Origin of the sequence: Paracoccus onchidii (genome assembly GCF_028294535.1) — a bacterium.
GTDB classification, from domain to species: domain Bacteria; phylum Pseudomonadota; class Alphaproteobacteria; order Rhodobacterales; family Rhodobacteraceae; genus Paracoccus; species Paracoccus onchidii.
Genome location: NZ_JAQBIE010000009.1, coordinates 59,209 through 72,840, shown reverse-complemented (window position 1 = coordinate 72,840; position 13,632 = coordinate 59,209). Strand labels below are relative to the sequence as shown.

The 13,632-nt window shown below is 61.8% G+C and carries 12 protein-coding genes and 1 other annotated feature; of the genes, 4 read left to right on the top strand and 8 right to left on the bottom strand.

Translation table 11 applies throughout. The features are described from left to right. Positions 1 to 27 precede the first annotated feature (27 nt). A complete protein-coding gene (locus PAF17_RS08290; RefSeq protein WP_271888630.1) occupies positions 28 to 699 on the bottom strand; it encodes an orotate phosphoribosyltransferase in 672 nt (223 codons plus the stop codon). Continuing rightward, positions 696 to 1,739, bottom strand: coding sequence for a dihydroorotase (pyrC, locus tag PAF17_RS08285; protein WP_271888629.1), 1,044 nt, complete (start codon positions 1,737 to 1,739; stop codon positions 696 to 698). Before pyrC ends, PAF17_RS08290 begins: the two co-directional genes overlap by 4 nt. A gap of 149 nt (positions 1,740 to 1,888) precedes the next feature. On the opposite strand from pyrC, the gene PAF17_RS08280 reads away from it, so the two are divergent. Next, a complete protein-coding gene (locus PAF17_RS08280) occupies positions 1,889 to 2,203 on the top strand; it encodes an antibiotic ABC transporter (RefSeq protein WP_271888628.1) in 315 nt (104 codons plus the stop codon). Positions 2,204 to 2,223: 20 nt separating this feature from the next. Here PAF17_RS08280 and PAF17_RS08275 read toward each other — a convergent pair whose 3' ends face one another. The 3 genes from PAF17_RS08275 to trpS all read right to left on the bottom strand — a co-directional run bounded on the left by PAF17_RS08275 (position 2,224) and on the right by trpS (position 5,873). Further along, positions 2,224 to 3,078 carry a universal stress protein gene (locus PAF17_RS08275; protein WP_271888627.1) on the bottom strand — a complete coding sequence of 285 codons (855 nt, stop codon included), beginning with the start codon at positions 3,076 to 3,078 and terminating at the stop codon, positions 2,224 to 2,226. Between the two features lie 13 nt (positions 3,079 to 3,091). After that, positions 3,092 to 4,582, bottom strand: coding sequence for a SulP family inorganic anion transporter (locus tag PAF17_RS08270; RefSeq protein WP_271888626.1), 1,491 nt, complete (start codon positions 4,580 to 4,582; stop codon positions 3,092 to 3,094). Positions 4,583 to 4,648: 66 nt separating this feature from the next. Next, positions 4,649 to 4,704, bottom strand: a sequence feature (sul1 is cis-regulatory element that is thought to sense ions involved in sulfur or methionine metabolism; They are found in Alphaproteobacteria). A gap of 134 nt (positions 4,705 to 4,838) precedes the next feature. Next, entirely contained in the window at positions 4,839 to 5,873 is a 1,035-nt protein-coding gene (gene trpS, locus PAF17_RS08265; protein WP_271888625.1) for a tryptophan--tRNA ligase, read from the bottom strand. Positions 5,874 to 5,948: 75 nt separating this feature from the next. Between trpS and PAF17_RS08260 the strand changes: the two genes are divergently transcribed. Continuing rightward, positions 5,949 to 6,650: a rhomboid family intramembrane serine protease gene (locus tag PAF17_RS08260; protein WP_271888624.1), complete on the top strand. Its 702-nt coding sequence runs from the start codon at positions 5,949 to 5,951 to the stop codon at positions 6,648 to 6,650. Between the two features lie 3 nt (positions 6,651 to 6,653). Here PAF17_RS08260 and murJ read toward each other — a convergent pair whose 3' ends face one another. From murJ to PAF17_RS08245, 3 genes are read right to left on the bottom strand one after another with little or no spacing between them, the layout of a single operon-like run. Next, the gene (murJ, locus tag PAF17_RS08255; protein WP_271888623.1) at positions 6,654 to 8,186 is read right to left on the bottom strand and encodes a murein biosynthesis integral membrane protein MurJ; all 1,533 of its coding nucleotides are present in this window, start codon (positions 8,184 to 8,186) and stop codon (positions 6,654 to 6,656) included. A gap of 6 nt (positions 8,187 to 8,192) precedes the next feature. Next, entirely contained in the window at positions 8,193 to 10,970 is a 2,778-nt protein-coding gene (locus PAF17_RS08250; protein ID WP_271888622.1) for a [protein-PII] uridylyltransferase, read from the bottom strand. An 8-nt stretch (positions 10,971 to 10,978) separates the two neighbouring features. Beyond that, positions 10,979 to 12,187, bottom strand: coding sequence for a penicillin-binding protein activator (locus PAF17_RS08245; RefSeq protein WP_271888621.1), 1,209 nt, complete (start codon positions 12,185 to 12,187; stop codon positions 10,979 to 10,981). A 110-nt stretch (positions 12,188 to 12,297) separates the two neighbouring features. On the opposite strand from PAF17_RS08245, the gene rsmI reads away from it, so the two are divergent. Both rsmI and PAF17_RS08235 read left to right on the top strand, forming a co-directional pair. Continuing rightward, entirely contained in the window at positions 12,298 to 13,209 is a 912-nt protein-coding gene (gene rsmI / locus PAF17_RS08240; protein WP_271888620.1) for a 16S rRNA (cytidine(1402)-2'-O)-methyltransferase, read from the top strand. Then, positions 13,209 to 13,604: a YraN family protein gene (locus PAF17_RS08235; protein ID WP_271888619.1), complete on the top strand. Its 396-nt coding sequence runs from the start codon at positions 13,209 to 13,211 to the stop codon at positions 13,602 to 13,604. Before rsmI ends, PAF17_RS08235 begins: the two co-directional genes overlap by 1 nt. Positions 13,605 to 13,632 lie beyond the last annotated feature (28 nt).

Here is a 13,632-nt window from a genome sequence, read left to right as displayed (position 1 = left end):
CTTTGGGCCATCTGGATATGCCCGGTTTCAGCTGTTTGCTGCCTGCCACGCGCGAGGATCGGTCAGGAAAACACGCACCTCGTCCAGCGTTTTCTGATCGAATGCCTGTTGGGCGCGGGCCTCTTCCAGAACATCCCACCAAGTGCACAGATGATGCAGCTGGACACCGTGATCGGCAAGGCGCTGCGTCGTTTCGGGGAAGATGCCGTAATAGAAGATCACGGCGGTATGGGCACAGCTTGCGCCGGTTTCCCGGATCGCGTCGACGAAGGACAGCTTGCTGCCGCCATCAGTTGTCAGATCTTCGACCAGAAGAACGCGCTGGCCTTCGCTCATGGCGCCTTCGATACGGGCGTTGCGGCCATAACCCTTTGGCTTCTTGCGCACATAGGTCATCGGTAGGGACAGGCGTTCGGCCACCATCGCGGCAAAGGGGATGCCTGCGGTTTCACCGCCTGCAACATTGTCGAACGCTTCGAAACCCGCATCGCGCATGACGGTCGCAGCCAGAAAATCCATGAGGGTCTGGCGCACGCGCGGAAAACTGATGATCCGGCGGCAATCGACATAGGTCGGACCCTTCAGCCCCGAAGCATAGGTGAAGGGCTGTTCCGCGTTGAAATCGACTGCCTTGATTTCCAGCAGCATACGGGCGGTCAGTCGGGCGATTTCCTCGCGCGTGGGATAGGGCAGGCTCATGCGTCCTCCAGATGCCAGTAGAGCGGGAAACCCGCGTCAAAGAGTGTCACCGTTTCATCCCCGGCGGTGATTGTCGCCGGATAGCTGGCCGGATGATCGCGGCGGACCAGACGGATGCGATCCTCGTTCGGGGGCAGGCCGTAAAAGGCCGCGCCATTGAGGCTGGTAAAGGCTTCCAGCCGGTCCAGTGCGCCGTCCTCGGCAAAGACATGGGCCAGGATCGACATGGTGTTGGGGGCCGTATAGCAGCCCGCGCAGCCACAGGGCTGAAGTTTCGCCGCATCGGTATGGGGCGCGCTGTCGGTGCCCAGAAAGAACCGGGCCTCGCCGCTGGTCGCGGCGTCGCGCAGCGCAAGACGGTGGGATTCGCGCTTGGCAACCGGCAGACAGTAATAATGGGGCCGGATACCGCCCGCCAGAATGGCGTTGCGGTTGATGACCAGGTGATGCGTCGTGATCGTCGCGCCCAGATCATCCCCGCCCGAACGCGCATAGGCGACCCCGTCCGAGGTGGTGATATGTTCCATCACCACGCGCAGACCGGGCGTCGCACGGCGGATCGGGTCCAGCACCCGGTCGATGAACACGGCCTCGCGGTCGAAGATATCCACCTCGGGATCGGTAACTTCGCCGTGCACGCACATCGGAATGCCGGCTTCGGCCATGGCCTCCAACACAGGACGCACGCGGTCGAAATCGGTGACGCCGCTGGCGGAATTGGTGGTCGCGCCCGCGGGATACAGCTTGACCGCGCGGATGATGCCGTCACGATGGGCGGCGACCACATCGGCGGGATCGGTGCCATCGGTGAGATAAAGCGTCATCTGCGGTTGCAGTGCTGCGCCTTCGGGCAGGGCGGCCAGAATGCGGTCGCGATAGGCGGCTGCCTGTGCGCCCGTTACCACCGGCGGCACGAGGTTGGGCATGATGATGGCGCGGCCAAAGCCGGCAGAGTGCGGGGCCACGGCTGACAGCATCGCGCCATCGCGCAGATGCAGATGCCAGTCGTCAGGGCGGCGAAGTGTGATGCTTTCGGTCATAAGGTGCCTCTATACACGGCACAGACGGCTTGCCAAGATTGCGCGGGCCGGACAAATCGCATTGTTCTTATGTCCTACTTGCCAACCACGTCCCCGCAGATGCAGGATAACCCGTTGGTATTTCCCAGCACCAAAGGGATTTTCAAAGAATGAAAAAGAAAAACGGCATTATCGAGGCAACCGTCGCACCCTATCGTCTTTGGGCACAAATGACGCGCATCGCGGTGGATTCGCAGATGGTGATCGGATTGCGTATGGCCGGGATGATGGGCCTGACCGCGCAAGCTCCGGGCGAGCCATTTCGAATGGTTGCCGAAAAGCAGGCCGCGGCCTCCGAGTCGATCTTTGCCATGGCGCAGGCCGCCAGTCGCGGGGCAAGCGCGGATCGCGTGATGTCAGCCGCGCTGCGCCCCTATGGTAAGCGCACGCGCGCCAATTCCCGGCGTCTGACCCGCAAGATGTGATCTGCGGGTCAGGGGATGGCTTAGCGGAACATCAGAACCGGCACCTTGCAGCAGCGGACCATTTCCGTCGTTGTCGACCCGATGACAAGCCGACGGATGCGGCTGTGGCCATATGCGCCCATGACAAGCATATCAAAACCCTCGCTCTCGACCAGTGCGCCAAGCGCCGATTCCGGCTGGCCTTCGACCTGACGGGTTTCGACCTGCAATCCGGAATCGCCAAGCGTCTTGCCTGCCTGCTCTATCTTCGCCAGCAATTGTTGATCGGCAGGGCCAACCGTCACCAGGGTCAGGTCCAGCCCCTTGTACAGCGGGCTTTGGGCCATGTAATCGATGGCCTTCTGCGCCGATGGACCACCGTCAAAGGCCACCAGGATCTTGTTCACGGGCCGGAAGGCGCGGGATGCGACCAGCACGGGTTTCTGACTGACGCGGACAATGCGTTCCAGGTTTGACCCCAGATGTCCCTTGGCGAAATCTGCGGCCTCGCCCCGCTTGCCGATCAACACGACACGTGTTTGTGCCTGCAACTCGGCGACGGTCTCGATCAGGTCCCCTTGCAACAGACGTGTGGTGACGCCGGTAGCCCCGGCCTTTTCGGCCAGCGCACGTGCGTCGTCCAGAATGGCGCGGCCATGTTCATTGGCGATGCGCGCGCGTTGTTCGTCCAGCGTCGCAAGCTGTTCCAGCAGACGCGTGCGCGCGCCCAGCCTGATCGAGCCGGACAGATCCTGCTGATCCGCGCCTTGCCGCCGGCCCATCACATGCAGCAATTCGACCGGCGCACCGGTGCGCTGCGAGATCCAGGCCGCGTGTTCACAGACCGAGGCCGCATAAACCGACCCGTCCACCAAAGCGATAATCTTTTCGGCCATCGCGATACCCTCCCTAATGCGCCGCCAGCTTGTCCATTGCGCCCGGCTTGTCATGAATCGCCAGCCGGTCGACAATGGTTTCCGAGGCTTCGTTCATGCCTACCAGTTCGACCTCGGCCCCGTCGCGGCGAAATTTCAAAATCGCCATGTCCAGTGCCTGAACCGAGCTGATATCCCAGATATGGGCACGGCTGACATCGATGATCACCTTGTCCAGCGCCTCACGAAAATCGAAGGCCGCCATGAAATCTTCGACCGAGCCATAGAACAACTGCCCCTGCACCACATAGCGACGCTCGCGCCCGTCGGGCGAAATCGTCGAGCTGACGCTGAACAGCTGTGCGATCTTGGCGGCGAAGAAGATGCCTGACAACAACACGCCGACCAGCACGCCGATGGCAAGGTTATGCGTGTAGACAACCGTTGCGACAGTCGCCAGCATGACGACCGAGGACGAGCGCGGATGCGTGCGCAGGTTCTTGATCGACGACCAGCTGAACGTCCCGATCGACACCATGATCATGATCGCCACCAGCGCGGGCATCGGGATCTGGCTGACCAGATCACCCAATCCCACCACCAGAATCAGCAGGAACACCCCGGCCACGAATGACGACAGGCGGCCGCGCCCCCCCGATTTCACGTTGATCATCGATTGACCGATCATGGCGCAACCGGCCATGCCGCCGATAAAGCCCGTCGCGGTATTGGCCAGACCCTGACCGATACATTCTTGATTGCGGTTCGAACGCGTATCCGTCAGCTCATCCACGAGGTTCTGCGTCATCAGGCTTTCCAGCAGGCCGACAATCGCCACTGCCAGAGAATAGGGCAGGATGATGCGCAGCGTTTCAAGATTCAGCGGAATATCGGGGATCAGGAAGATCGGCAGCGTGTCGGGCAATTCGCCCATATCGCCCACGGTGCGCACATCCCAGCCCAACAGCATGCTGAGCGATGTCAGCACGATGATCGTCACCAGAGGCGAAGGAACGGCCCGGGTGATGCGCGGAAACAGATAGATGATCGCCAGCGCGACCGCGACCAGCGGATAGGTCATCATCGGCACGTTGCGCGGGTCCAGTTCCGGCAATTGCGCCATGAAGATCAGGATGGCGAGCGCGTTCACAAAGCCGGTCATCACCGATTTCGAAACATAGCGCATCACGAAGCCCAGCTTCAGCAAGCCGCAACCTATCTGGATCAGGCCGGCCAGCACCGTCGCGGCCAGAAGATATTGCAACCCATGATCGCGGACCAGCGTGACCATCAGGACAGCGGTGGCGGCGGTCGCGGCCGAGATCATGCCGGGGCGTCCACCGGTGATGGCGGTGATGACCGCGATCGAGAAGCTGGCATACAGCCCGACCTTGGGGTCAACGCCCGCAATGATCGAAAAGGCGATCGCTTCGGGGATCAGGGCCAGCGCCACAACCAGCCCCGACAGCAGGTCGGGTCGGATATTTCCGGTCCATTGGCGTTTATAGGTGTCGAAAGAAAACATGAACAATCCGTTCCCGACCGATGCGGTGGCAAGGCGACCGCGTCGGTATTGTTAAGTTTAGGTTCGGTTTATCCGGCGGATCAGCGGCCGGAAGAGCCACCCGGAATCTCACCGGGTCCATGCGCGATATGGGGGCTGATAGGCGGAAATATCGCCTGATCGCAACCCCTGCCTGCGGCTTTTTCGCGCAGCTGTTGCGAAACGGAAATGCCGCCGCAGTGCGGCGGCGGCATATTCCTGATGTGCTTTCGGGGTGTCAGGGACGGCTGCGCAGCAGGCCCATGATATCCTTGGTGCGATCGAGGATCGGGGTGGCGATCGCGGCGGCGCGCTCGGCGCCTGTGCCCAAAATGCGGTCGATTTCGGCGGGGTCATCCATGAATTCGGCCATTTTTGCCGTGATCGGGGACAGTTTCGCCACCGCCACCTCGGCCAGCGCCGGTTTGAAGGCGCCAAAACCCTGCCCCTCGAACCGGGAAAGAACCTGATCGGGGCTTTCATCCGCAAGCGCGGCAAAGATGTTGATCAGGTTGCGGGCTTCCGGTCTGTCACGCAACCCTTCGACGGTGCCGGGCAGGGGGTCCGCATCGGTGCGCGCCTTGCGGATTTTCTGTGCGATGGCATCGGCATTGTCCGTCAGGTTGATACGGCTGGCATCAGAGGGATCGGATTTCGACATCTTCTTGCTGCCGTCACGCAGCGACATGACACGCGTGGCAGCCCCTTCGATCAGCGGCTCGGTGATCGGGAAGTGGTTGACGCCGTAGTCATGGTTGAACTTGGTGGCGATGTCGCGGGTCAGTTCAAGGTGCTGTTTCTGATCTTCGCCCACGGGAACGGCGGTTGCCTGGTAGGCAAGGATGTCGGCCGCCATCAATGCCGGATAGGCCAGCAGGCCGAGGCTGGCATTCTCACTGTTCTTGCCGGCCTTGTCCTTGAACTGGGTCATCCGATACATCCAGCCGACGCGAGCAACGGTGTTGAACAACCAGGCCAGTTCGGCATGGGCGGTCACCTGGCTTTGGTTGAACAGAACCGATTGGGCAGGATCCACGCCAGAGGCCATGAAGGCTGCCGCGGCTTCGCGTGTGCGCATCCGCAAGGCTTCGGGGTCTTGCCAGACGGTGATCGCGTGCATGTCCACGACGCAATAGATGGTTTCCGACTGCTCGCCCTGCAAGGCGGCAAAACGCTTCAGCGCCCCGAGATAATTGCCCAGGGTCAGTCCGCCCGACGGCTGGATTCCCGAAAAGATGCGGGGCGTGAAACCCGGATTGGTCGTCTCGCTCATGTCTGGCCTGCTTGGATTTTCTGTGTGGCTGGCTTAGCTGTTGCCCGCAGCGTTCGCAACCGTGAAGGAAAACAGATGCGCGATGGCCTGAATGAATCCCCGTTGAACCCGCTGCCGCCAGCGGTCTGGTTGCTGGCGTTGCCGATCATCGCCAGCGAATTTGTCTTCGGCCTTGGTCGGCTTGGCCTTGTCGGCGGCGCCGAGGGCATCGGCCTGCGGCTGTCGGCGATGCAGATGACGGCTTTTGCCCCTGAAATGGTGCAGCGCATGTGGTCGGTCGGGGTCGTCGACTGGGATCAGGTCTATCGCCTTGTGACCTATAGCTTCGTGAATACCTCGCTGACACATGCCTTGTTCGTTTTGGCCTTCACCCTGGCATTGGGCAATCTTGTCGGACGAGAGTTCCGCCCCTGGGCCGTGATCGCGCTGTTTCTTGGTTCGGCTGCGGGCGGGGCGCTGGTCTATACTGCCGCGATGTCGCTGCTGCCGGGACGCCCCGCGCCACTGATTGGCGGATATCCTGCTGTCTACGGACTGGTCGGCGCCTTTACCTTCCTGCTTTGGGCAAGGTTGGCGGCGACAAACGCGAACCGGCTGCGTGCCTTTACCCTGATCGGGATGCTGCTGCTGTTCCAGCTGGTGTTCGGTGTGGTGTTCGGGAATGCAGGCTATGGCTGGATTGCCGAAATCGCGGGATTCGCCGTTGGGTTCGGGCTGAGCTTTTTGCTTGTGGATGGCGGCGTGGCACGCGCCCTGCGCCACATCCGCCAGCGTTGACCCCTAGCGCGAGCGTTTGACGGCCGCCTTCAGTTCCGACAGGCGATACGCGCCGGTTGCAAAGCTGAGTGCGAAATACAGCGCTGCCCCGCCGAATACCAGGATCGCCAGACCGGGAATGCGGCCTATTTCGGCCGCTGCAAGCCAGCCTTTGGTGAACCACAGCGCCGCAGCCATCATCGCCGAGGCCAGCACCATACGCGGGACGGCGCGCAACAGCCGTGCATCGGCTTGCGCGGCCTGTCCCATGGCACGGGTGCCAAGCCACAGCTGGCCCACCATGATCCAGGCCGCAATCGTGGTGCCAAGCGCAGCCGCCAGAAAACCGATAAAGGGCATCAGGCCAAAGGCAATCACGGCGTTAACCACCATCGACAGCAAGGCAAAGCGAAAGGGCGACCTGGTATCTTCCCGCGCGAAGTAAAGCGGTTGAAGGATCTTTTGCAGTACAAAGGCCGGCAGGCCGAGGGCATAGACGATCAATGCATTCGCGGTCTGCACGGTGTCATGGGCGGTGAACTGTCCGCGCTGGAACAGGGTGGCGACCATCGGCTCGGCAATGACCGCAATGGCAAAGGCCGAGGGCAGGGTCAAAAACAGGCCGAACTCGGTTGCGCGCGAAAAGGCGGCTTGACCGCCGGCATGGTCATCGGCGCGAACGCGACGCGCCAGTTCCGGCAACAGCACAACCGCAACTGCGGCGCCCACCACGCCAAGCGGCAGCTGATACAGACGGTCAGAATAGCTAAGCCAGGCGATGGCCCCTTCGAAACGCGACCCGACCTGCCGGCCGATCAGCAGGTTCAATTGCACCACCCCCCCGGCAAAAGCCGCGGGTAGTGCGACGGCCAGCAAACGGCGCATATCCGGTGTCAGGCGAGGGCGACGGGGCCAGAATACCCAGCCTGTGCGGCGGGCGTCCCACCAGACCAGCGCAAGCTGCGATATTCCTGTGACCGGAGTGGCCCAGGCCAGCGTCAGCCCCAGATCCCAACCTTGCCAGCGGCCAAGCGCCATCGCCAGGATGAACAACAGGTTCAGCAAGACCGGTGCCGCAGCCGCGGCCGTGAAGCGGCCATTGGCGTTCAGAACCCCTGAAATCATGGATGCAAGTGAAATCAACAGGATATAGGGAAATGTGATGCGACCGTATTCGATCGCAAGATCGAAACGTTCATCCCCCTGAAACCCCGATGCCATCAGCCAGACCAGCACCGGCATAAAGATCATCGCCACCGCCGAAAGGCACAGCACCGTCGTGAACAGGCCTGAAAATGCTTCCGAGGCAAAGCGCCGTGCATCGTCGCGATTTTCGAGCTTCTTGGAAAAGATCGGCACAAATGCGGTGTTGAAGGCCCCCTCGGCGAAAAAGCGGCGGAACATGTTGGGCAAGGACAGCGCGATCAGAAACGCCTCTGCCACCGGTCCGGTGCCCAGCCACGCAGCCATCAGGATGTCGCGCACAAAGCCCGACACGCGCGAAATGAACGTCCAGATTCCCACCGACAGGAACCCGCGCACCAAACCGGATTTCATGTTGCTCTATGCCTCTGCCCGTTTTGCCCCGTCCGAGATCGCGGCCCGAAGCTTTTTTTCCAGCTGGTCGCGCTTGGACTCGCTGTGCATTTTCAATCCGAACATGTCCTTGACGTAAAAACTGTCTACGACCTGCGCCCCGAAGGTCGCGATAACGGCGCTGACGATCTGGATGTGATTGGCCGCAAGCGTGCGCGTCAGATCATACAGCAATCCGGGACGGTCGCGGGTATCGACCTCGATGATGGTGTAGATATCGCTTCCTTCGTTGTCGAAGGTGATATGTGTCGGGAAACGGAATTCGCGATTGCGTTTCTTGGGCTTGTCACGGCTTGCAAAGGCCTCGCGGGCAACGATTTCGCCCATCAGCGTGCGCAGAATGGTCTGGCGCAGGCGCGGCAGCTTGTCTTCCGAGAACGGGCGTCCGTCGGCATCCTGGATCCAGAAGACCGCAGTCGCATAGCCGTCGCGGGTTGTATAGGTTCTGGCATCGACGACATTGGCCGTCATCAGGGTCAGAGCGCCGGCAAGGCGCGAAAAGATGCCGGGGTGATCGGCCAGAACGAAGGCCGCGCGTGTCGCATCGCGGTCGTGATCCGCCCGAAGGTCGATGCGGATGTCATCGGCCCCGATTCCATCCAGCAGTTCAGCAAAGGCCGCCTGTGTTTCTGTGGGCAGACCCGGCCAGTAATTGTCGTAATGGCGGCCCAGTTCGGTGCGGATCTGGCGTGCCTCCCAGCCATTGGCGACCAGCATGTGCCGCAATGATCGCTTCGCCTCGTTCTGGCGGCGATCCCTGTTCAGCTCTTCCATGCCGTTTTCAAGCACGCGTGCGGTTTCTTCGTGCAGCTTGCGCAGCAGGGCCGCCTTCCAGTTGTTCCACGTGCCCGGACCCACACCGCGAATGTCGCAGACGGTCAGGACCAGCAGCATGTCCAGCCGCTTGCGTGTCTTGACGGCCTTGGCAAAATCGCGAAGCGTGCGGGGGTCAGAAATGTCGCGCTTCTGGGCCACATCGGACATCAGCAGGTGGTTGCGCACCAGCCATTCCACGGTGTCGATGTCATCCTGTGGAAAACGAAAGCGCGTCGCGATACGGCGCGCGATCCTTGCGCCCAGAATCGAGTGGTCTTCGGGCCGGCCCTTGCCGATATCATGCAGCAATGTCGCCAGATACAGAACGCGGCGGTTGATGCCTGCCTGCATGATTTCCGAGGACAGCGGCAGGTCCGAAGGATGTTCGCCACGTTCGATCGCGGCCAGGGCGGCCACGCATTGAATCGAATGCTCGTCCACGGTGAAATGGTGATACACGTTGAACTGCATCATCGCCACGACGGGTTCGAATTCGGGAATGAAGGCGGCCAATGCGCCAAGTTCGTTCATCCGGCGAAGCGAGCGTTCGGGATTGCCGTGTTTCAACAGCAGGTCCATGAAGATGCGGATTGCCTCGGGGTCGTTGCGCACGCCATCGTCGATCAGTTGCAGATTGGCTGAAACCAGCCGCATGGCGTCAGGGTGAATCAGGATTCCGGTGCGCAGCGCCTCTTCGAACAGGCGAAGGATGTTCAGCGGATCGGCCAGAAATTCGGCTTCATCCGCGATTGACAGACGCCCATATTGATCGACGAAACCGGCCTTCAGCTTGCGGCGGCGGCGGAACAGGCGTCCCAGGATGGGGGCGTTGCGGACATGGCGTGATTCAAGCACGGTCAGGAATACGCGCGTCAGTTCGCCGACGCGGGTGGCGTGACGGAAATAATCCTGCATGAAATATTCGACGCCACGGCGCGCCGAGCTGTCGCGATAGCCCATGCGCCGGGCGACCTCGACCTGCATGTCGAAGGACAGAACATCCGCGGGCCGTCCCGCGATCAGGTGCAGATGGCAGCGCACCGCCCACAGGAAATCCTCGGCCTGCCAGAATGCCAGATGCTCGTCACGGGTAAAGACGCCCAGATCGACCAGTTCGACGGCGCGATCCACGCGATGAATGTATTTTGCGATCCAATACAGCGTTTGCAGATCGCGCAGGCCGCCTTTTCCCTCTTTGATGTTGGGTTCAAGAACGTAGCGCTGTCCGCCCTGGCGTTTGTGACGGGCGTCGCGTTCTTCCAGCTTGGCCTCGACAAATTCGGGAACGGTCTTTGCAAACAGTTCGGACCACAGCCGATCGCGCAATTCCTGGGCAAGCGGGGCGTGGCCGGTGACCAGACGGTGTTCGACCAGCGAGGTGCGAATGGTCATGTCGCCCGCGCCCAGTCGCAGGCAATCATCGACACTGCGGATCGAATGCCCGATTTTCAGTTTGAGATCCCACATCATGTAAAGCATGGATTCCACCACGCTTTCCGCCCATGCAGTGATCTTGTAGGGGGTCAGGAACAGCAGGTCGACATCAGAGGCCGGTGCCATTTCGGCCCGACCATAGCCGCCGACAGCCAGCACCGCCAGCTTTTCGCCTTCGGATCCGGCTTGCAACGGATGCAACCGCGTCGTCGCGACATGATGGATGGCAATCACGATGCCGTCGGTCATGCTGGCGATGGCGCGCACGGTCTCGCGCGCGGCGCGCGGATGGGTTGCAAAGCCCGCTTCCAGATCCGCCATGGCCGCGTTGCGGGCGTCTGTCAGCAGCGCGACCGTGGCTTTCCGGATCTCGCGGGGGTCGTGCAGATCCGCCAGCCGCGCATCCAGTGCCTCGAGAAAGATTTCGGGGCTGAACAATTCATGCGCCCCGGGCAGTGCCGGGGCGCTTTGGGTTTGGGTGGTCGAGTCTGCCATGCGCCAGATCAGAAACCAAAGCCGCCAAAGCTTTTGGGGGCGGGGTCAAGGATCAGAACCTGATTGCCGCGAATCGTCGCCACGGCCAAGCCACGCTGGGACGTGCCATCGGGGCGAAGCCGGAAGATGCCGCCGACACCGGCAAAGCCCGAACCCTGCGTCAGGCCAGCGGTCGTGACGGCGTTCTTCTTGCCCGCCCGCACGAGCGAGGCCACCGCGGCGACGCCATCATACCCCAGCGAGGCCAGCTCGTGGGGTTGTTCGCCATAGGCGCTGGCATAGCGCGATTCGAATTGTGACTGCAGCCCCTGATCGGGGATCGCGAACCAGCCGTTCTGCAGTTGCGGCAATGAAATCCGCGAACCTGGCTGGTCCCAGCGCGTCAGACCCATGAATTGCGTCACCTGTGTTGTCACGCCGGCAGCGGCAAGTTTTTCGGTCAGATAAGGCAATACGGCCTGATTGTTTGCGGTCATGAAAACCGAATCCACCTGGCCCGAACTGACCGCGGCGGTGATCTGGGGGGTGGCTGCGTCGATGCCGCTGACCGAAACCGGGTGGTTGGTGCGCCCGGCAAGACGCGCGCCGTTGCGGGCGATGGCCGTTTCGATGGCACGTCCGCCGATTTGCCCGGCGATGTCATCTTCGGCCACGACATAGACATTGCGCTTGCCGTTCTTCACGCCATAGCTGACCAGCCGGTCGGCGACATTCTGGAAGCTGTTGCCCAGAATAAAGACGTTGCCGCCTGCGATTTCCGAGTTGTTCGAGAAAGACAGCACGTTGATTTCACGCGGGCGCATTGCATGCCCGACGGCATTCGCCGCTTCGGCGAAAAGCGGCCCGATGATGATTTGCGCGCCTGCATCCGCCGCGGCATTGGCCTGGGCCACCGCGCGGCCTGTGTCGCCGCCAGTGTCATAGATCTGAAGGTCGATCGTGGCTCCCTGAGCATCCGCCGCAGCCATGCGGGCCGCGTTTTTCAGACTGCGCGACAGCCATTCGAGATTCTCGGAGCCGCTTCCTCCGGGCGTCAGCAGTGCTACGCGCAGGGGTTGGCTGGGATCAATTTGTTGGCCAATGCTGGGGCCCGTTGCCTGCTGGCCCATGCCGGCAGGGTCACAGGCAGCAAGGAAAAATGCGGAAACCGCAGCCCCTGCGCGTAGGATCGCGCGGCGCAGGCCAAGGCCGGGCCGGGTTGTGGCAGATGCGAACATGTGAAACTTCCCTGAAAAATGAACTTGTGCCGGTCAGGCTGGATGCAGCCTATTGGGAACGCTCTTGATTGGCAATTGTCCGAGGCTTCGACGCGGCAAGGAACAACGCGATGAATGACAGACCCGAGATCGAACCAGCGCGCCGCCTGCCGGCCCATATCCAGAATGACCGGCTGGCAGGGGGGCTGTATCTGGTCGCCACCCCCATCGGGACGGCGCGCGACATTACGTTGCGCGCGCTTGATGTGCTGAACAGTGCCGATCTGCTGGCCGCAGAGGACACGCGGGTGATGCGTCACCTGATGGATATTCACGGGGTGCCGCTGCGCGGGCGGCGCATCATATCCTATCACGACCACAATGCCGACCGGGCGCGTCCTGCGCTGATGCAGGCGCTGAATGACGGTGCCAGTGTCGCCTATGCATCGGATGCCGGAACGCCATTGGTTGCCGATCCGGGTTATCGGCTGGCGCGTGACGCGGCGACCGAAGGTGCCCGGATCCATGCCCTGCCTGGCCCTTCGGCCGCTCTGGCCGCCCTGAGCCTTTCGGGTTTGCCCAGTGACAGATTTCTGTTCGCAGGCTTCCCGCCCTCGACCAAGGCTGCGCGGGGGACGTGGTTGCGCCAATGGTCGGCATTGGATGCAACGGTGATCCTGTTCGAAAGCCCGCGTCGTGTTAACCAGACATTGACACAATTATGCGAAATAGACCCGAACCGCGTGACGGTTGTGGCGCGCGAACTGACCAAGAAATTCGAAGAGGTCATTCGGGGCACGGCGCGTGAACTTGCCGATGATCCCCGCATGTCGTCGCTGAAGGGCGAGGTGGTGATGTTGCTTGACCGGGCGTCTCCGGCCGAGGTGGAACCAGAGGATCTGCATGATGCGCTGTTGTCACGGCTGGACCGGATGACCGTCAAGGACGCGGCGCGCGAGGTGGCGACAGAACTTGGCCTGCCGCGCCGCGATGTCTATCAGGCCGCGCTTGCGCTGGCCAAGGGCGATGAAGGGGGGGGCTGATGTCCGACCAGGCTGGCACCGCACCTGTCGCGCGCCGCAACCGGGGGGCGCTGGCCAATCTGTCGGGCGCCCTGGCCGAAGATTGCGTGGCGCGGCATCTGGATATGTCGGGTGCCGAAATCCTGCATCGCAGATGGCGCGGAACCTGTGGTGAGATCGACATGATTGCGCGTATCGGGGCCTGCACCGTGTTCATCGAGGTCAAGCAGGCGCGAACCCATCAACTGGCCGCGCAGCGTTTGGGGCAGGCGCAGATGCGCCGGATCTGCCGGGCTGCGGCTGAATTCAGCAGCTTGTGTCCTGATGACGTGTGCGCCGAGATGCGCTTTGATGCCGCGTTGGTCGATGCGGCCGGACGGGTCGAAATCATTGAAAATGCATTCGATACCACTTGAGTAGCGGCTCTTGCATCCCAAATAGCTT